Annotated in this window: 14 protein-coding genes; 1 reads left to right on the forward strand and 13 read right to left on the reverse strand. The window is 71.0% G+C overall.

From position 1 onward, the window contains the following. Positions 1 to 20: 20 nt before the first annotated feature. The 8 genes from VGK78_RS11835 to VGK78_RS11870 form a co-directional block, all read right to left on the reverse strand. Complete coding sequence (locus tag VGK78_RS11835) at positions 21 to 3,035, reverse strand: HAMP domain-containing sensor histidine kinase (protein WP_331527835.1); 3,015 nt, start codon at positions 3,033 to 3,035, stop codon at positions 21 to 23. A 273-nt stretch (positions 3,036 to 3,308) separates the two neighbouring features. Continuing rightward, the gene (gene xerD, locus VGK78_RS11840; RefSeq protein WP_331527836.1) at positions 3,309 to 4,235 is read right to left on the reverse strand and encodes a site-specific tyrosine recombinase XerD; all 927 of its coding nucleotides are present in this window, start codon (positions 4,233 to 4,235) and stop codon (positions 3,309 to 3,311) included. Between the two features lie 26 nt (positions 4,236 to 4,261). Continuing rightward, the gene (gene ald, locus VGK78_RS11845) at positions 4,262 to 5,386 is read right to left on the reverse strand and encodes an alanine dehydrogenase (protein WP_331527837.1); all 1,125 of its coding nucleotides are present in this window, start codon (positions 5,384 to 5,386) and stop codon (positions 4,262 to 4,264) included. Between the two features lie 105 nt (positions 5,387 to 5,491). Further along, the gene (locus tag VGK78_RS11850) at positions 5,492 to 6,607 is read right to left on the reverse strand and encodes a dipeptidase (RefSeq protein WP_331527838.1); all 1,116 of its coding nucleotides are present in this window, start codon (positions 6,605 to 6,607) and stop codon (positions 5,492 to 5,494) included. Then, a complete protein-coding gene (locus VGK78_RS11855) occupies positions 6,604 to 7,197 on the reverse strand; it encodes an NUDIX hydrolase (protein WP_331527839.1) in 594 nt (197 codons plus the stop codon). The genes VGK78_RS11850 and VGK78_RS11855 overlap by 4 nt, the downstream gene beginning before the upstream one ends. Before the next feature lie 30 nt (positions 7,198 to 7,227). Continuing rightward, positions 7,228 to 7,971 carry an amino acid ABC transporter ATP-binding protein gene (locus VGK78_RS11860; protein ID WP_331527840.1) on the reverse strand — a complete coding sequence of 248 codons (744 nt, stop codon included), beginning with the start codon at positions 7,969 to 7,971 and terminating at the stop codon, positions 7,228 to 7,230. Positions 7,972 to 7,973: 2 nt separating this feature from the next. Next, complete coding sequence (locus tag VGK78_RS11865) at positions 7,974 to 9,068, reverse strand: amino acid ABC transporter permease (protein ID WP_331527841.1); 1,095 nt, start codon at positions 9,066 to 9,068, stop codon at positions 7,974 to 7,976. A gap of 10 nt (positions 9,069 to 9,078) precedes the next feature. After that, complete coding sequence (locus tag VGK78_RS11870) at positions 9,079 to 9,942, reverse strand: ABC transporter substrate-binding protein (RefSeq protein ID WP_331527842.1); 864 nt, start codon at positions 9,940 to 9,942, stop codon at positions 9,079 to 9,081. 147 nt (positions 9,943 to 10,089) lie between these two features. Between VGK78_RS11870 and pepN the strand changes: the two genes are divergently transcribed. Continuing rightward, positions 10,090 to 12,540, forward strand: a complete 2,451-nt coding sequence (gene pepN / locus VGK78_RS11875; RefSeq protein ID WP_331527843.1) for an aminopeptidase N — start codon at positions 10,090 to 10,092, stop codon at positions 12,538 to 12,540. A gap of 75 nt (positions 12,541 to 12,615) precedes the next feature. Here the strand turns inward: pepN and VGK78_RS11880 are convergent, their stop codons facing one another. From VGK78_RS11880 to VGK78_RS11900, 5 genes are all read right to left on the reverse strand, one after another. Further along, a complete protein-coding gene (locus tag VGK78_RS11880) occupies positions 12,616 to 14,337 on the reverse strand; it encodes a CTP synthase (RefSeq protein WP_331527845.1) in 1,722 nt (573 codons plus the stop codon). A gap of 11 nt (positions 14,338 to 14,348) precedes the next feature. Further along, positions 14,349 to 15,203, reverse strand: a complete 855-nt coding sequence (locus VGK78_RS11885) for a copper transporter (protein WP_331527846.1) — start codon at positions 15,201 to 15,203, stop codon at positions 14,349 to 14,351. Next, positions 15,200 to 16,393, reverse strand: a complete 1,194-nt coding sequence (gene steA / locus VGK78_RS11890; protein WP_331527847.1) for a putative cytokinetic ring protein SteA — start codon at positions 16,391 to 16,393, stop codon at positions 15,200 to 15,202. Before steA ends, VGK78_RS11885 begins: the two co-directional genes overlap by 4 nt. Positions 16,394 to 16,465: 72 nt before the next feature. Beyond that, a complete protein-coding gene (gene recN, locus VGK78_RS11895; RefSeq protein WP_331527848.1) occupies positions 16,466 to 18,190 on the reverse strand; it encodes a DNA repair protein RecN in 1,725 nt (574 codons plus the stop codon). Beyond that, on the reverse strand, positions 18,183 to 18,821 hold a 639-nt coding region (locus tag VGK78_RS11900), incomplete at its 5' end, for an NAD kinase (protein WP_331527849.1). The genes recN and VGK78_RS11900, both read right to left, overlap by 8 nt.

The following is an 18,821-nucleotide window of genomic DNA, read 5'->3' on the forward strand; positions in this document are numbered from 1 at the left end:
CTCTGCCTGGAGGCTCTCGGTCATGCCGGTCCTGTCTCCTCGTGCGCGTAGTCGAAGGTGGTGGGTTGTTCGGCCGCGGCCGCACGGCCACGGGAGACGCCGGCCGCATGTGCGGCGAGGCGGTTGCGAATGGCCTCCGGGTCACGGACGACCTTCGCGGGTTCCTGCGAGACGCCACCGGGGACCAGGCGGCCGCCGGGACGACGTACCGGAAGACCGGTGCGGGTGGTGCCGTCGGAGTCGCCGCTCTCGGCGCGCTCCGCAGCGTTCCAGCCTCGGTCCACCTCGCTCGCCGACCACTCGTCACCCTCGGCGTCACTCAGCCAGTTCGAGCGGAGCTGACCGAAGATGGGCGAGTCGCCGGGCTTCTCGGTCTCGGCCACGAACTCGCCCTCGAGGGCGGAGGCGGCGCGGGCGGCGGACAGCGGGCGGCGGATCTGCAGCCGGACCGGAGCCTCCTCGACGGCGACCTCGTGGGGGGCGGGCTCCGCCGACGCGACCACCGGCTCCGGCGCGTCGTACGCCGGCTCCCCGGCGACCTCGGCCGCAGCGGCCGGCACCGGCTCGGGCTCGGGCAGCGTGCCCCAGCCCTGCGAGTCCGCCTGGCCCCAGGGACTCGCCGGGACCGGCTCGACCTCCGGCTCCGCGACCCCGTGCTGGGCGACCTCGTGCTGGGTGACCTCGTACGGCGCGACCTCGGGCTCCTCGGCCTGCTCGTCGCTCTGGTCCTCGGTCGGCTCCTCGGCCTGCTCCTCGGTCTCGAGCTCGGCCGTGACCAGCTCGGGCTCATCGCTCTCCTCGGCCGCCTCCTCGGAGTCGTCGGAGTCGAGCACGGCGACGAGCTGGCGCTCCGCCCCGAACTGCGGGGTGACGACCTCGGCCAGGCCCTCGTCAGTGTCCTCGGAGTCCACGTCGGCGTCCTCGTCGGTCTCCACGTCACGGAGCTCGTGAACGGCGGCGGGCAGCGCGATCGGGACGGGTTCGCCAGGCTGCTCGTCCTCGGAGACGTCGGCGGTCAGACCGGGCAGCTCGGTCGGCTCGAAGCCCGGGGGCAGCTCCGGGGTCGGTCCGGCGTCGAACATGCCCACGGACGCGGCCGGCGCGGCCGGCTGAGCCGGACCCGGCGTCTGGCCGGGACGACGGCGCGGGAGCCCGGTGACGGCGGCGATCGCCTCCTCGATGCGCTCGAGGTACGGGTCGTACTCCTCCTCCGGCTCCTCGTCGACGACCGGCGCGACGGGCTCGCCCGCGGGCTCGGGGGCGTCGAGGATCGAGACGTGCTCGACCGGGCTGTCGGAGACCAGCACTGCGCTCGGCAGAAGGATCGAGGCGATGATGCCGCCGCCGTTGGTGTTGCGGCCCAGCTTGACCTTCAGACCGTGCTCCTCCGCGAGGCGGCTGACCACGAACAGGCCCATCCGGCGGGCGGTGTCGACGGTGACCTCGCCGCCGTTCTTCAAGGAGTCGTTGGCCTGGGCGAGCGCGTCGCCGGCCATGCCGAGGCCGTTGTCGATGATCTCGATCTCGACCTTTCCGCCGTCCTCGGCGGCCTGGATGGTCACCGGGCTGCCCGGAGGCGAGTACGACAGGGCGTTGTCGATCAGCTCCGCCATCAGGTGGACGATGTCGGAGGCTGCGCGACCGGCGATCATCCGGTCGGGGGCGGCGTCGATGCGCACCCGCTGGTAGTCCTGGACCTCCGAGACGGCCGCGTGGACCACGTCCGAGACGCTGAGCTCTTCGAACCCGGCGGTCCGGCCCTCGGCACCTCCCAGGATGACCAGGCTCTCCGCGGTACGGCGCATCCGGGTGGCCAGGTGGTCGAGGCTGAACAGCTGCTCGAGGCGCTGCGGGTCTTCCTCGTCCTGCTCCAGCGACTCGATCAGCGCCAGCTGCTGGTTGACCAGGGTCGTGTTGCGCCGCGACAGGGTCACGAACATCGCGCCGACCTGCGTCCGCAGCTGGGCCTCACCGGTCGCCAGGCTGACTGCCTGCTTGTGCATGTCGTCGACGGCCCGGGCCAGCTGGCCGAGCTCCTCGTGACTGTGCACGGGGATCGGCGTGACCTCGTCGGGAGCCTTGCCGCTCCGGATCCGGGCGACGGTCTCGGGCAGCCGCTCGTTGGCGACCGCGAGCGCACCGGCCCGCACCTTGCGCAACGGCAGGATCAGGGCACGCGCCACGAACAACGCCAGCAGCAGGGAGGCGAGGAGCGCGGTCAGGATGACGGCGGCGTCGGTCAGCGCCCGTGACTTCGCCTGCGAGGCGTTCGTCGCGAGCGTGCTCTGAATGCTCCCGAGCAGACGCTTGTTGACGACGTCGTACCTCTCGAACATCTTCGGGCCGGCGCTGAGGTCCTCGATCTTGTTGCTTGTGGCCAGACCGAGGCGGGTGCCGTTCGCGGCGGAGAGCAGCTCGACCCGTCGGCCGCCCACGCTCGCACCCACGCCGGACTTGAGGTCGTCGAGCGCGGTGCTCTCGACTCCGATCTCGGCCGCGAGCCACACGGACCCGAGCTGGGAAGGCTCCTGGTCGTTGCTCTGGATCAGGAGCTGCTGCTTGACCAGCGACAGCCGACCGTTCAAGGCCTGGACCAGAGCCTGGACCTTGGAGTCCGGCGTGCCCGCGGTGTTCAGAGTCGAGTTGATCAGGTCGTTCGTCAGCCGAGTCATGTCACTGAGCTGGACCGGTGCGGTGGCGGTGATACCGGTGCCACTGCCACTCTCCAGTGTGGTGCCGATCTGGGTGATGGTGGTGACGTCGTTGTTCTCGGAGGCGGTGAGGTCGGCCTTGGATGCGGCGTTCTTGAGCCTGGCCGATGCCGCCGACCACGCCGACTTCGCGTCGCCACCCCCGAGCCTGGCCGAGAGCTCTGCGGGCAGGGCCAGCCGCTCGGTGGCGGTCAGGTAGTCGATCGCGGGACCGAGCACGGTGGCGCGCTGCTGGTTCGTGGAGTAGGCACTCGCGTCCTGGAGCTCGGAGGACACCCGGAGACCACCGAACACGGCAGCGAGGACGACGGGGATCGCGAGCACGGCCACCACCTTGCGGCGGACCGACCACTCGGACACGCGAAAGGCTGAGAACGCGCCCGAGGTGGCGTCACGGCGATTGTTCCTCAACGGTGCTCCAAAGAGTTTCGAGTCGGACCCGCATCTGCGACCGAGGCCAGCGATGGTCGGGCTGTGCCGCCCGGCGCTGACACGATAGGAGTCGCGTGGGATCGACTGCATGCGATTGGCAAAGAAGTAGGCCCAACGGGACAGGCCGGTAGTCCGAACGGACTACGGCTTGATCTGGTTCCGCGCTCAGCGCGCGCGTGGGTGAGCAGCTGCGAACACCTCCCTCAAGTTGTCCACGGTGACCAGGGTGTAGATCTGCGTGGTCGTCACCGAGGCATGGCCCAGGAGCTCCTGGACCACACGCACATCTGCTCCCCCTTCGAGCAGGTGGGTCGCGAACGAGTGTCGCAGGGTGTGGGGGGACACGTCACGCGTCACCCCGGCCCGATCTGCGGCCTTGACCAGCACGGTCCACGCCGACTGCCGCGACAGCCGGCCGCCCCGGGCGTTGAGGAACAGCGCCCCGGCCCGCTGGGAGGGGCCTGCGGACGCCAGGTCGGGGCGCGCCCGGGTCAGGTAGGCGTCGACGGCGTCCAGGGCGAACGAGCCGATCGGGACGAGCCGCTCCTTGCCGCCCTTGCCCCGCAGCAGGACGGTGGCGTCGACCCGGTCCACGTCGTCGACGTCGAGCCCGACCGCTTCACTGATGCGGGCGCCGGTGCCGTAGAGCACCTCGAGCAGCGCCCGGTCCCGGAGGGCGAGCGTCGTGCCCGGTGAGCCGGCGGCGTCCAGGATGGACTCCACGTCGACCAGCGGCAGGGCCTTGGGGAGCCGGCGCACCGGAGCCGGAGGCCGAACGCCCGCAGCGGGGTCCTGCGTCGCCAGCCCGTCGGCGACACAGAACTTGTGGAAGCCGCGCACCGCCACCACGGTGCGCCCCGCCGAGGTCGCGGAGAGCGGCGGATGGTCCGGGTCGCCCTCGCGCAGCCGCATCAGGAACGCCGAGACGTCGGCCTCGGTGACCGTGTCGACGTCGGCGGTGCCGGACTCACTCAGGAAGCCGAGGTAGCGGCGCAGGTCTCGCCGGTACGACGTCAAGGTGTTCGCCGCCAGCCCGCGCTCGACCGTCAGGTGGTCGAGGTAGGTGCGCAGCGCGAGAGCGAGGTCCGCCACGGTGCTCCCGAGTGGTGCCGCCGGGCTCAGCCCGCGGCCGCGAGGACCTCGTCGAGATCGACCGGGTCGATGCCGGTCGCCTCGCCGACCGGCCCGTTGGTGAGCTTCCCGTCGTGGGTGTTGAGACCGAGCGCGAGCGAGTGGTCGTCGCGGCAGGCCCGGACCCAGCCCTTGTCGGCCAGCGCGACCGCGTACGGCAGGGTCGCGTTGGTGAGCGCGTACGTCGAGGTGTTTGGCACCGCTCCGGGCATGTTGGCGACGCAGTAGAAGATCGAGTTGTGGACCTCGAACGTCGGGTCCGAGTGGGTCGTGGCGTGGGTGTCCTCGAAGCATCCTCCCTGGTCGACGGCAATGTCGACGAGCACCGAGCCCGGCTTCATCTGGGAGACCAGCTCGTTGCTGACCAGCTTCGGCGCGGCGGCGCCCGGGATGAGGACCGCGCCGATCACCATGTCGGCCTCCATCACCTGCTGCCGGATCGCGAGCTGGGAGGACGCGAGGCCGTGGACGCGATTGTTGTAGCGCCAGAAGGACATCCGCAGCTTGTCGAGGTCGGTGTCGAGGAGGGTGACGTCGGCTCCCATGCCCAGGGCGATGTTGGCGGCGTTCTGCCCGGAGACACCGGCGCCGATGATCACGACCTTCGCGTTGGCCACGCCTCCGACGCCGCCCATCAGCACGCCGCGCCCCCCCTGCGCCTTCATCAGCGCGTGCGCGCCCACCTGCGGTGCCAGGCAGCCGGCGACCTCGGACATCGGGTAGAGCAGCGGCAGGCCGCCCGACGGCAGCTGGACCGTCTCGTAGGCGATGCCGGTGACCTTGCGCTCGATCAGCTCGTCGGTGAGGGGCTTGTCGGCGGCGAGGTGGAGGTAGGTGAAGAGGGTCAGGCCCTCGTGCATCCGGTGGTACTCCTCCGCGACCGGCTCCTTCACCTTCAGCACCATCTCGGCGTTGCCCCAGACCTCGTCCGCACTGTCGAGGAGCTTCGCGCCGGCCGCCTCGTACTCGCGGTCATCGATCTGCGAGCCGGTGCCGGCGTTCTTCTCGACATACACGTCATGGCCGTGCGCGGTGAGCTCGTGGACGCCGATCGGCGTGATGGCCACGCGGTACTCGTGGTTCTTGACTTCCTTCGGGACGCCGATCTTCACCGGGAACACTCCTCACCTCGGGCCCGCTTCGGGGTACGGGACCGACCACGACAATAGCCACATGTGACCCCGGCCACGCCCCCGGGACCGACCGGCGACCGCCCGTCAGCCCTCGGCGACGTCCTCCATCGCGCGCATCGTGCGCAACACGTTGCGGGAGGTCAGCTTGGCCAGGTCGTCGTCCGACCAGCCGCGGTCGCGTAGTGCCGCCAGCAGCCGTGGGTACCCGGTCACGTCCTCCAACCCCTCCGGGAGCCAGTCGACGCCGTCGTAGTCGCCGCCCAGGCCGATGTGGTCGATGCCGGTGACCTCGCGCACGTGCTCGAGATGGGCGACCACGTCGGAGAGGTACGCCGGCGGGTGCGGCACGTCGTCCTGGTAGGCCCGCTCCACCGCCTGGAGCGCCGGGATGTCGCGCGGGTCGACGCCCTGCTCCTCCGCCCGCTGCTGGGCGCCTCGGGCCCAGTCGCGCACGGCCTGGTTGACGAACCTCGGCACGAATGTCACCAGGCAGGTCCCACCGTTGTCGGACAGCCGTGCCAACACGTCGTCGGGGACGTTGCGCGGGTGGTCGCACACGGCGTACGCCGAGGAGTGGCTGAAGATCACCGGCGCGCTCGTGGTGTCCAACGCGTCGCGCATGACGTCGTGGCTGACGTGGGAGAGGTCGACCAGCATCCCGATGCGGTTCATCTCGCGGACGACCTCGCGGCCGAAGTCGTTCAGCCCGCCGAGCACCGGCTCGTCGGTCGCGGAGTCGGCCCACGACACGTTGTCGTTGTGGGTGAGCGTCAGGTAGCGGATGCCGAGCCGGTGGAACATCCGGAGCACCCCGAGCGACTCCCCGATCTGGTGACCGCCCTCGGCCCCCATCAGGCAGGCGATCCGGCCGTCGCGCCAGGCCGTCTCGACCCCATGGGCTGTGGTCGCGAGCGCGAGCCGGTCGGCGTACCGCTCGATCATGGCGTACGCCGCGTCGACCTGCTCGAGCGTGGACGCCACGGCCCGCTCGCCCTCCTTGCAGGGCACGAACACCGACCAGAACTGAGCGCCGACCCCGCCCTCTCTCAGCCGTGGGAGGTCGGTGTGGGTCTCGGTCTGCCGGTCCCCCACGTCGTAGGCCGAGAAGTCGTAGCCGTTCTTCTCGCGCATCGTCCACAGCAGATCGTTGTGGCCGTCGATGACCGGATGGGCGGTCAGCAGGTCGGTCAGCTCGGTCACAGTCGGCCTTTCGAACGGAGGACGGAGTACGCGAGCACACATGCCGCGACCGGGGACTCGCTGACGCGGCCCGAGAGGACGGCATCCACGAGGTCGTCGACCGGCACCCAGAAGCGCTCCATGTCGGCCTCCTCGTGCTCCGGGGTGAAGTCGCCGCGCCCGGCGGGGCGGAGGTCGCGGGCCAGGTAGCAGACCTGACGCTCGTCGGTGATGCCGGCGCTCGGGTAGAGATCGAACAGCAGGCGCCAATCCCCCGCCTCGAGCTCCACCTCCTCACGCAGCTCACGCTGGGCTGTCTCCAACGGGTCCTCGTCGCCGGCGTCGCGCAGCCCGGCCGGGAGCTCGACGAAGCGGCCACCGGCCGGATGGCGGTACTGACGCAGGCAGCAGGCCCGCTCCTCGTCGTCGACCGCCAGCACGATCACGGCGCCGGGGTGCTCGAAGACCCAGCGGTCGAACGGCGCCTCGGCGTCGGCGCCCGGGCGGCGTACCTCGTCGAGGCGCAGCGCCATCAGCCAGTCACCCCGGTAGAGGTCGCGGCTCCCGACGACGGGCCAGCTCTCCGGGGAGTCGGCGAGATCCGTGGACACGCCCCGACCGTACCGGTCGCCTCGAGCGGCTCACAGGCGGCCGGACTTCACCACCCGGCTGAGGAACTGCTGGGTGCGCGGCTCTTTGGGGTCTTCGAAGATCTGCTGCGCCGAGCCACGCTCGAGGATCGAGCCGTTGTCGAGGAAGCACACCTGGGAGGCGACCTCCTTGGCGAAGCCCATCTCGTGGGTCGCCAGCAGCATGGTCAGGCCCCCGTGGGCCAGCTCGCGCACGATCTCGAGCACGTCGCCCACGAGCTCCGGGTCCAGGGCGGCGGTGATCTCGTCGAGGAGCATCACCCGCGGCTGCATCGCCAGCGCGCGCACGATCGCCACCCGCTGCTGCTGGCCGCCCGAAAGCATGTCGGGATAGGACTTCGCCTTGTCCTGCATGTTGACCGACTCCAGCAGACGCTCGGCCCGCTCGAGAGCCTCTCGCTTCTTCACGCCGCCCACCCGCTGCGGGGCGAGCATGATGTTCTCCAGCACCGACATGTGAGGGAACAGGTTGTAGCTCTGGAAGACGATGCCGACGTCTCGTCGCAAGGCGTTGAGGTCGACCCCGGCGCCGGTGACGGTGTCGCCCTCGATCCGGATCTCTCCCTTCTGGATGTCCTCGAGTGCGTTTACACAGCGCAGCAGCGTCGACTTCCCCGAGCCCGAGGCGCCGATCAAGCAGACCACCTCGTGCCGCTCGACGTTCAGGGACACGCCTTTGAGCACCTCGTGGTGTCCGTAGGACTTGTGGACGTCGTCGATCTCGAGGAACGCCATGGTCACTTCCCTGCCCGTCGGGCGGCGTCGCGGTCGATCAGGTAGTCGACGAAGCGGGCCTGCGGGATCGTGATCACGATGAAGAACGCAGCCGCCAAGGTGATCGGCGAGAGGTTGAAGAGGTTGCTCTCCCACAGCTTCGAGACGAGCACGACCTCCGCGATGCTCGCCGTCGACAGCAGAGCGGTGTCCTTCTGCAGGCTGATGAAGTCGTTGAGGAGAGGCGGAATGACTCGGCGCACGGCCTGCGGCACCAGCACGGTCCGCAGGGTCTGGGTGTAGCTCAGACCCAGCGACCGGGCAGCAGCACTCTGGCTCGGATGGATCGAAGCCAGTCCCGCCCGATAGACCTCCGCGACGTACGCCGAGTACGTCATGGTCAGTGCCACGATGCCCAGCCACGCCAGCGGCCACTGCGCGGTCGAGGGGAAGGCCAGCGGCGTGCCGAACACGATCAACAGGATCGTCACGATCGCCGGGATCGCCCGGAAGACGTCGCAGTAGACCAGCGCGATCAGGCGCAGCGGCGCGCCGGCACGACCGGGGAGCATCCGCATGATGGCCAGCAGCAGCCCGAAGATCAGGACGAAGACCTGCGCGACGACCGCTACCCAGATGTTCGTCCAGAACGCCCGGATCATCTCGCCGAAGGACTTGTCCCATGCGCTCTGGGTGAAGAACGTGTGGGCGACGCCACCCCCGTTGGCGAACGCCATCAGCAGCAACCCGGCGACGATGATCGCGGCGGCGGCGTATCCCATCGCGATCTGGGCCTCCTCGCGGGCGGCGGCCGAGGCGCGGCGAGCGGCGACCAGGTGTCCGTCGCTCAGGAGCTTGGCACGCTCGCGATCACCCTGGAACGCCTTGAAGGACGGGAACAGGGGGTAAAGGCTCACCACGACGAAGATGGCGCCGACAACGGTCGAGACGAGCCCGTCGCTGTTGTAGTCACGTAGGCGGAGTGCCGCCGCGACCATCCCGGCGATGCCGACCAGCGAGAGCAGCAGACCGACCCCAGCCAGCCCCACCACAGGGCGGGGCTGGCTGGGGGTGGGTGACGGCTGCAGCTCCTCGTTGACGAGGCCTGAAGCGCTCATGTCCCGTGCGCTACTTGATCGTCCAGAACGGCACCTTGTTCGGGTCGCCGCCGAACGCCGCCCCGAGGTAGGTCGTCGAGAACTTGGCGAGCGTGCCGTCGTCGATCAGTGTCTTGATGCCTTGGTTCAGTGCGTCCTCGTTCGCCGAGCCCTTCGGGTAGATCGCGCCGTACTTCTCACCGGTCTTGTACTGGCCGACCACCTCGAGCTGTCCGCCAGTGGACTTGGCCTCGGCGAGAACGATCGCGGTGTCGAGGAAGTCAGCGTCGACCTGACCGGACAGCAGGCCCTGGTAGAGCGTCTGCGAGTCGGGGTACACCTTGTTGCTGGCGCACTTGAGCTGGTCCTGGATGAAGGGGACCGACGTGGTGCCCGAGTACGCGGCGCACGACTTGCTCTGGATGTTGTCCTGGGTGATGCCTGAGCCCTTCTTCACGAGCACGCCGATGTTGGAGTCGAAGTAGGGCGTCGAGAAGTCGACCACCTTGGCGCGCTCCGGGGTGATCGAGATCTCCGCCAGGGCGAGGTCGAAGGAGTTGGTCCGCCCCGCGACCAGCTGGTCGAACGAGACGTTCTTGACCGTCACCGAGTCGAGCCCCGCCATGTTCGCGAGCTCGGCTGCCATGCAGTACTCGTACCCGCTCTTGATCGACTGCGGCGTGGTGCCGTTCCACCAGCCCTGCGCCGGCAGCGTCGTCTCGACGGTCAGCGTGCCGGCCTTCGCCGGAGTGATCTTGATGCTGTTGGCCTTGCTGGTGACGTTGCAGTCGCCGAAGTTGCCGCCCGAGCTGTTCGACGAGCCGCCACCACAGGCCGCGAGGGTCGTGGCGATGGCGAAGGCGCTCATCAGTCCGATGGTGCGCTTGAGCAGCATGCGTGAAGTCCTTCCGACGGGGCGAGCCGGGTATGGCTACGGGAGCACAGTGGTCGGTCGCGGCGGGATGAGTCAAGGACATAGTCCACGGATCCCGGCATCGATCCGGCCACGATCAGGTGGAAACCTCGGGGATACGGTGTCGCCATGACCGACATCGCGAGCCTCACTCGGGAAGAAGCCGCCGAGCGAGCGGCCCTCATCAACGTCGACCGTTACGACGTGAACATCGACCTGCGCGGCCTGTACGAGGGCGACCTGTGGGCGGCGACCTCCACGGTGTCCTTCACCTGCCGCGAGCCGGGCGCCGCCACGTTCGTGGACTGCGTGGGTGACGTCTCCGCGGTGACCCTGAACGGGCAGCCGCTCGACCCGGCGACCGCCGAGCGGGGCCGGATCCCGCTGCCCGACCTGAAGGCCGAGAACGTCCTGGTCGTCTCGCACACCCAGCCGGACACCGGCTCGGGGAACGCGATCCTGAAGACGGTCGACCCGCTCGACAAGCTCGTCTACGTCTGGGCCACCTTCGAGCCCGACCGCGCCCGCTACGCCTTCGCGTGCTTCGACCAGCCCGACCTCAAGGCGCCGCACGGCTTCGTGGTCGACGCCCACGAGAGCTGGACGGTCACCAGCAACTCCGCACCCGACCGGGTCGAAGAACTCAACGGCGACGCCGGAGGCGGACGCCGCTGGACCTTCGGCGACACGCCCCCGCTCTCGACGTACGTCACTGTCGTCAACGGCGGGCCGTTCCACGAGATCCGGTCACACCGTGGCGGCTACGACCTCGGGCTGCTCAGCCGGCAGTCCCTCCGCCAGTTCCTCGAACGCGACGCCGAGGAGCTCTTCGACCTCACCGACCGCGGACTGGCCTTCTTCGGCGACAGGTTCGGCCAGCCGTTCGCGCAGGAGCGCTACGACCAGGTCTTCGTGCCGAACATGGGCGGCGCGATGGAGAACTGGGGCTCGGTCACGTGGACCGACAGCGTGCTCTACCGCAGCGCCCCGACGTACGGCCAGCGTTCGGTGCGCGCGCAGATCCTGCTGCACGAGATGGCGCACATGTGGTTCGGCGACCTGGTGACCATGCGCTGGTGGGACGACCTCTGGCTGAACGAGGCCTTCGCGTCGTGGGCCTCCAACTGGGCCGGCGTGAACTGCACCGAGTTCACCGACGAGTGGGCCACGTTCCTGGCCGGCAGCAAGATGGGCGGCTACCGGCAGGACATGTCACCTGCCACCCACCCAATCCGCGGTGACGTCCCGAACGTCGCACAGGCGATGGCCAACTTCGACGCGATCACCTACACCAAGGGCGCCAGCGTGCTCAAGCAGCTGATGGCCTTCGTCGGCGAGGACCGGTTCGTCGAGGGGCTGCGCGACTACTTCCGCGCGTACGCCTGGGGCAACACCGAGCTCGGCGACCTGATGTCCGCCATCGGCGACGCCTCCGGACGCGACCTGGACGGGTGGACCGTCGCCTGGCTCGACCGCGCGGGCACCGACGTGCTCAGGCTCGAGGACGGCACGATCACCGCGGCGTCCCCCGACGACGACGAACCGCGCCCCCACCGTCTCGAGATCGGCTCGTACGCCGTGTCCGGCGGCGGCCTCGCCCTCGTCGGCACCACCTCGGTCGAGACGTCCGGGAGATCGACCCCGGTCGAGCTCCCGAGCGCCGACCTGCACCTGTTGAACGCCGCCGACCACACCTTCGCCGCGGTCCGCCCTGACGAGGCCTCGGTGCGCGTCCTCCTCGAGCGCGCCGCCGAGCTGCCCGAGGCGGTGGACCGGGCACAGGCGGTGGTGACCGGTTTCCAGATGCTCTCCGACGGCGAGCTGACCGCGGACCAGCTGTTCGAGTGCGTGCTGGACGTGCTGGCCCGGGAGAAGAGCCCGGCCGTGGTCGAGGCGTTCCTCAGCGTCGCGCTCGAGATCGCGCAGCGCTGGAGCGCCCCGGAGCGGATCGCGCCGGCTCTCGAGCGCCTGGCCGACGTCGCCTACCGGCTGGCCGACGACCCGGACCACACGACGCCGGCGCTGCGCACCCTGGCGGCGTCCGCCTCCTCACCCGAGCACCTCGCCCGGCTCGACGAGGCCGCCGGATCCGACGTAGACCTGGCCTGGCGGGTGGCGACGCGTCGCTCCGCGCTGGGGCAGTACGACGAGGGGTCGGTCGAGGCCCTGCTCGCCCGCGACCCCGACCCGGACGCCGGCGTGAGGGCGCTGACCGTGCGTACGGCCCGGCCCGAGGCCGGCGCCAAGGACGAGGCCTGGGTGGAGCTCTTCGAGAAGCGCAACATCCCCGGCGGGTCGATGCTCGGAGCCATGATCCGGGCGTTCTGGCAGCCGCAGCAGGACGACGTGCTGCTGCCGTACGCCGACCGGTTCCTCGACGAGATCCCGGCCCTCGCCGGGGGCGGCATGCTGGCCGTGTTCGGGCTCATGTTCGGGATGTTCCCGCAGGTCGCCGACGACGCGTTCGTGGAGCGGGCCCAGGACATGGCCTCCGACCCCGAGTGCGACCCGACGGTGCGCGCGGCCCTGCTGATCGGGACCGACACGCTGACCCGGATGGAGCGGGCCCGGGCCGCGTAGGGACCGCTGGCACCGTCACCGGGTCTCGACACGCGGTCACGCCAACCCCTCGTACCTCGGGGTCGGCTGCTCGCCTCAGGCGTAGACCGTGGCGGGGTCGTCCTCCGGTTCGCGGCGCAGCTTCGACTCGTCGATCGGGAAACGCTCGGCCTTCTGCCGCTCGATCGCGGCCCCGATCAGCCCGGCGAAGAGGGGGTGGGGGCGGGTCGGGCGCGACCGCAGCTCGGGGTGGGCTTGGGTGGAGACGTAGTAGGGGTGGACGTCGCGCGGGAGCTCCACGAACTCGACCAGGCCGAGGTCGGGGTTGGTGCCGGAGAAGACGAGACCGGCCGAGGCGAGCTGCTCGCGGTAGTGGTTGTTGACCTCGTACCGGTGCCGGTGGCGCTCCTCGATCCGGGCGTCGCCGTAGGCCTGCCGCACGATGGATCCCGACACCAGCTCGGCCGGGTAGAGGCCGAGCCGCATGGTCCCCCCCAGGTCGCCGGCGCCCTCGACGTACAGCTTCTGCTCCTCCATCGTCGCGATCACCGGCTCGGGGCAGTCGGGGTCGAACTCGGTGGAGTCGGCCTTCTCGAGGCCGGCGACGTTGCGGGCGTACTCGATCACCATGCACTGCAGGCCGAGGCAGAGGCCGATGGTCGGGATGCCGTGGGTCCGCGCGTAGGTCAGCGCCCCGATCTTCCCGTCGAGACCGCGGACGCCGAACCCGCCGGGCACGCAGACGGCGTCGACGTCGTGCAGGTGCCGGTGGGCTCCGGACTGCTCGATGCACTCGTCGGAGGGGATCCAGCGGATGCGCACGGCCGAGTCGTGGGCGAAGCCCCCGGCCCTCAGCGCCTCGGCGACGGACAGATAGGCGTCGTGGAGGTCGATGTACTTGCCGACCAGCGCGACCGTGACCTCCTCCTGGGGGTGGTGCACCTTGCGGAGCAGGTCGTCCCAGGTCGTCCAGTCGACGTCGCGGAACGGCAGGTCGAGCCGGCGTACGACGTAGGCGTCGAGGCCCTCGCGGTGCAGCACCTTCGGGATGTCGTAGATGGAGGGTGCGTCCGCGGCGGTGACGACGGCGTCCTGGTCGACGTCGCACATCGAGGAGATCTTCTTCTTGATCCCCTCGGGGATCTCGCGGTCGGCCCGGCACACGATCGCGTCGGGCTGGATGCCGATCGACCGCAGCGCGGCGACCGAGTGCTGGGTGGGCTTCGTCTTCAGCTCGCCGGACGGGCCGATGTAGGGGACCAGGGAGACGTGCAGGAAGAAGCAGTTGTCGCGTCCGATGTCCTGACGGACCTGTCGGGCCGCCTCCAGGAACGGTAGGGACTCGATGTCGCCGACCGTGCCGCCGATCTCGGTGATGACGACGTCGGGGCGGTCCCCGTCGTCGTCCGGGTCGGCCATGGCGCGGATGCGCGACTTGATCTCGTCGGTGATGTGCGGGATCACCTGGACGGTGTCACCGAGGTAGTCGCCGCGTCGTTCCTTCGCGATCACGCTGGAGTAGACCTGCCCGGTCGTGACGTTCGCGCTCTGCCCGAGGTCGCGGTCGAGGAACCGCTCGTAGTGGCCGATGTCCAGGTCGGTCTCGGCGCCGTCGTCGGTGACGAAGACCTCGCCGTGCTGGAACGGGTTCATGGTCCCGGGGTCGACGTTGAGGTAGGGGTCGAGCTTCTGCATCGTCACCCGCAGGCCGCGCGAGCTGAGAAGACGGCCCAGGCTGGAGGCGGTGAGCCCCTTGCCGAGCGAGGAGGCGACGCCCCCGGTGACGAACACGTGCTTGGTGACGGGCGCCTGCTTCACGGGGTTCCATCCTACCCGAGGGGAACCGGGCCATCCGCGCCCGACGCACCGAAGGCGCCGCCCCGTGTGCTCCATGCGCGCACCAGACCGAGCACGGCGGCGACCCGGCCGGCGTCGGTCTCGCTGCCGTCGACGGTGGTGACGCCCTTCGTCACTCCGTCGGCCTCGAGACCGGCGAGCGTCGCGTCCTTGGTCGGCGCGACCGCCACGACGCCGCGTGCCCCGGCGCCGAGCCCGGCCAGGACCCCGTCCGCGATCGCCTGGTCGAGGGGCGACCCGAGGAGGACCAGCACCAGTGGCGCGGTCTGCGGGTGACCGGCGGGGACCGTCAGGAGCTTCGCGGCCGCCAGGCTCTGGCGCACCGCCACGACGTCGTCATCGGCGGCACCCGCGGCCGCGCCGCGGTTGGCAACGGCGATCGCGACCAGCTGCCCGATCCGGGGGTACGTCGAGGCGCCCGGCTCGGTCCCGTGCTTCAGCTGCTTGTCGAGCTGGATGCCCAACGTGTCGACCAGGCTCTTCTGCTCCGGGTCGACGAGCTGGCCCTGGATCGCGTACGTCCCGGTCAGCTGGCCGCCGGCCGCCTTCACCTGCGTGACGAGCGCGGAGACCGTGGCCGCATCGGCACCGGGCATGGTCACCAGGGCGACCGGGCGGCGCGACAGCCCGTGGTCGTACAGCCGGCCGGCGACGGAGGCCGCGAAGGTGTCCGGGTAGCCGTTCGCCGGGGCGCGGGTGACGATCCGTGGCTGGGGCGAGGCGTCGGAGCGGGTGTCTGTCAGCGGGCCGGCCCCCAGTGCGACGCCGGTCGCCAGGGCCAGGAGCACGGCCGTGACCGGGACGGCGTACGAACGGTGCCGGATCACGAGAGCCTTCCACCGAGGAGATCGTCGAGTTGGCGGCCGAGGTCGACGGCCCATTGGTGACCGATGTCGGTGGTCGAGATCGCGGCCGCGACCACGATCAGGCCGATCAGCAGGACGAGATACGCGTGCCGGGCGCGCAGCTGCCCGGAGTAGAGCATCGGGACGGCGGTCGCATCGACCAGGCGCGGGCCGACCCTGAGCCGCGTGACGTAGCCGGACCCGAGGCCGTCGCGCGGGCCGTCGAGGAACTCCTCGACGGTGCCCCGGAGGCCGACCCCGATGATCGGGGTCGCCCCGCCCGCATCGGCCAGCAGCAGCGCCGCGTCGGCCGGCGTCGCGGTGGTCTGCATCGCCACGATGCGCACACCCATCCGTTCGAACCGCTCCGAGCCGGCCCGGCCGGGGCGCGTGTCGCCTGGAGCCTCGGTGACCACGACGTCGCGGCACGCCCGCAGCGCCTTGGCCGCCGGCAGGTCCTCGGTGCGGGAGTCGATGACCACGACGTCGGGGGTGAGCCCGGCGGCGGCGGCCACCGCGAGCCCGTCAGCGGTCGAGACGACGACCGGTCTGACCTCTCTCAGGTAGCGCCGGATGCGGCGCAGCTCGGCCGCGTCGTCCGGGCCCTGAGCCACCACCACGACGGGTTGACCCCGCAGCCGGGTGCGGAGGCGCGGGACCCCCTCCCCGTGCAGGATCAACGCCTCCTCGCGACGCAGGAACTCCGCGCTGTTGTGGGTCAGCGTGCGCAGCTGGGTCGACAGCCCCGCCTCGGCGTCCGCGAGCTGCCGGGCCACGTCGTCCGGCGTCAGCTCCCGGCCTTCGGCCACCACCGCGTCCCCGGCGAGCAGGGTGCCTCCCCGGAGCACCACGCGTCGTCCGTCGGTCACCGCCGACATCAGGTCGCGCCCCTGCGTGGCCGTGGCCTGGTCGACCATCGCGATGCCGGCGTCGACGAGGAGCTGCGGGCCACGGTTGGGGAATCGACCCGAGATCATCGGTGACCGGTTGACGACCGCCACGACGCCGGCGTCGACCAGCGCCTCGGCGGTCGGGCCGTCCAGGTCGACCTGGTCGAGGACCGCGACGTCTCCGCTGCTCAGTCGGGAGAGGAGGGCGCTGGTACGGCGATCGGAACGGGCGGTGCCGGTGACCCCGGCGTCGTTATGGAGGCGGGTCCTGAGCTTCACCACCGAGTCATCCTGTCAGCCGGCGCGCCCGCCGCCCGGCAGGAAGGTGGTCCCGGCGCGTCGGCGGCCTTCGGGTCAGCCTGCCCCCCGGCCGGCCGACTCCAGCAGCTCGCGAGCATGCGCCAGGGCCGTCTCGGACTCGTCCATGCCGGCGAACATCCGCGAGAGCTCGCGCTCACGTCCGGCCGCGTCCAGCACGGTGAGGCCGGACGTGGTCACGGAGCCGTCCCGGGCCTTCTCGACCACGACGTGCCGGTCGGCGTACGCCGCCACCTGCGGGAGATGGGTGACGACCAGCACCTGTGCCGAAGCCGCGAGCGCCGCGAGCCGACGACCGACCTCGACGGCGGCCTTCCCACCGACCCCGCTGTCGACCTCGTCGAACACGAAGGTCGGCACCGGGCTCGTGCCGGCCAGCGCGACCTCGAGCGCGAGCATCACCCGCGACAGCTCACCGCCGGACGCGCCCTTCGCCAGCGGCCGGGGCTCCGAGCCGGTGTTGGCCGCGAGCAGGAACTCGACCTCGTCCACGCCGGACGACCCGAACCGCACCGGCTCTCCCCGCACCTCCAGCCCGTCGTCGACGGGCGTCTGGCGCACCGTGATCTCCAGGACGGCGTGGGGCATCGCCAGCGACGCCAGCTCGCCGGTCAGCTGCGCCGAGAGAGCGGCGGCGGTCGCCCGCCGTGCCTCGGACAGGGCTTCCGCCGCAGGCCCGAGCCGGCCACGCAGGTCGTCGCGTCGTTCGCGAAGCCGGGAGATCCGCTCATCGGTGTCGTCGAGCTCTGTCAGCCGGGCTGCCGACGACTCGGCCCAGGCCAGCACGTCCTCCGCCGACTCGCCGTACTTGCGGGTCAGCGCGGTCAGCGCCGCCCTCCGCTCGGAGACGGCGGCCAGCCGGGCGGGATCGGTGTCGAGACCGCCGGCGTAGGACGCCACGTCGGCGGCGAGGTCGGAGAGCAGATACGTGATCTCGGCTAACCGGTCGGCCAGCTCACCGGCCGCCGCATCGTGGTCACGGACGCCGTCGAGAAGGGTACGTGCCGCCGCCACCGCCGCGAGGGCGTCGGGGTTGCCCTCGTCGGACGAGAGCGCCTCGTGGGCGGACACGGCGGCGGTGCGCAGGGTGTCCGCGTGACCGAGGCGCTGCTCCTCATCGGCCAGTGAGGTGTCCTCACCCGGCTGAGGGGCCACGGCCTCGATCTCCCCGAGGCCGAAGCGCAGCAGATCGGCCTCGCGGGCGCGCTCGCGCGCGCTCGCCACGACCTCGGCGAGCTCGCGCTCGGTCGTCCGCAGCTCGTCGTACACGCTCCGGTAGACGTCGAGCAGCCGAGCCGTTCCCTCACCGCCGAACGCGTCGAGCGCCTCGCGCTGTGCGCGCGGTTGGAGCAGCCGGTGCTGGTCGGACTGACCGTGCACGGCCACGAGCGGCTCCGCCAGGTCGGCCAGCTGGGACACCGGCACCGCGGCTCCGCCCACGAACGCTCGTGAGCGACCCTCCGCGGAGACGTTCCGGGCGAGCAGGACGTGCCCGCCCTCGACCTCTCCCCCGGCCGCGTCCACCGCCTGGGCGACGGCCGGCAGCTCGGACACACGTACCGAACCCTCCACCCGAGCGCTCGCGCTGCCGACCCGCACCGCGCCGCTGTCGGCCCGGCCGCCGAGCAACAGGCCGAGGGCGGTCACCACCATGGTCTTGCCGGCGCCGGTCTCGCCGGTGATCACGGTCAGCCCGGGGCCGAGCTCGAGCGTCGCCGACTCGATCACGCCGAGGCCGGTGATGCGCAGCTCCTCAAGCACCCCGCTCACCCCGCCTGTGGCGTTCGCGGGCGCCCCGCCACCCCTCCACCGGAAGCCCGAACTTCGCGACCAGCCGGTCGGTGAACGGCGCTTCGTGCAGCCGGACGAGGCGCACCGGGCGCTCGCCGCGGCGTACCTCGATCCGCGCCCCCGGAGGCAGGTCGACCGTGCGTCGGCCGTCGCACCACAGCACACCGGCGGCCTCCGCGGGTGCGATCACCTCGACCGCCAGCACCGAGGTCGGCGCCACCACGAGCGGACGTGCGAAGAGCGCGTGAGCACTGATCGGCACCATCAGCAACGCCTCGACTCCCGGCCAGACGACCGGGCCCCCGGCGCTGAAGTTGTACGCCGTCGAGCCGGTCGGCGTCGCGCAGACGACTCCATCACACCCCCAGCGCGACAGCGGCCTGCCGTCGACCTCGACCACCACCTCGAGCATCCGCTCGCGGGCGGCCTTCTCGACGCTGGCCTCGTTCAGCGCGAACGTGCGGGTGACCAGCTCACCGTCACGGAACACGGAGACGTCGATCGTGAGCCGGTCCTCGGCGGTGTAGCGGCGCTCCACGATCGCATCGATCGTCGCGGACACGTCGTCGTACTCGGCCTCGGCCAGGAACCCCACGTGCCC

Origin of the sequence: Nocardioides sp., from assembly GCF_036503465.1 — a bacterium.
Classification (GTDB): domain Bacteria; phylum Actinomycetota; class Actinomycetes; order Propionibacteriales; family Nocardioidaceae; genus Nocardioides.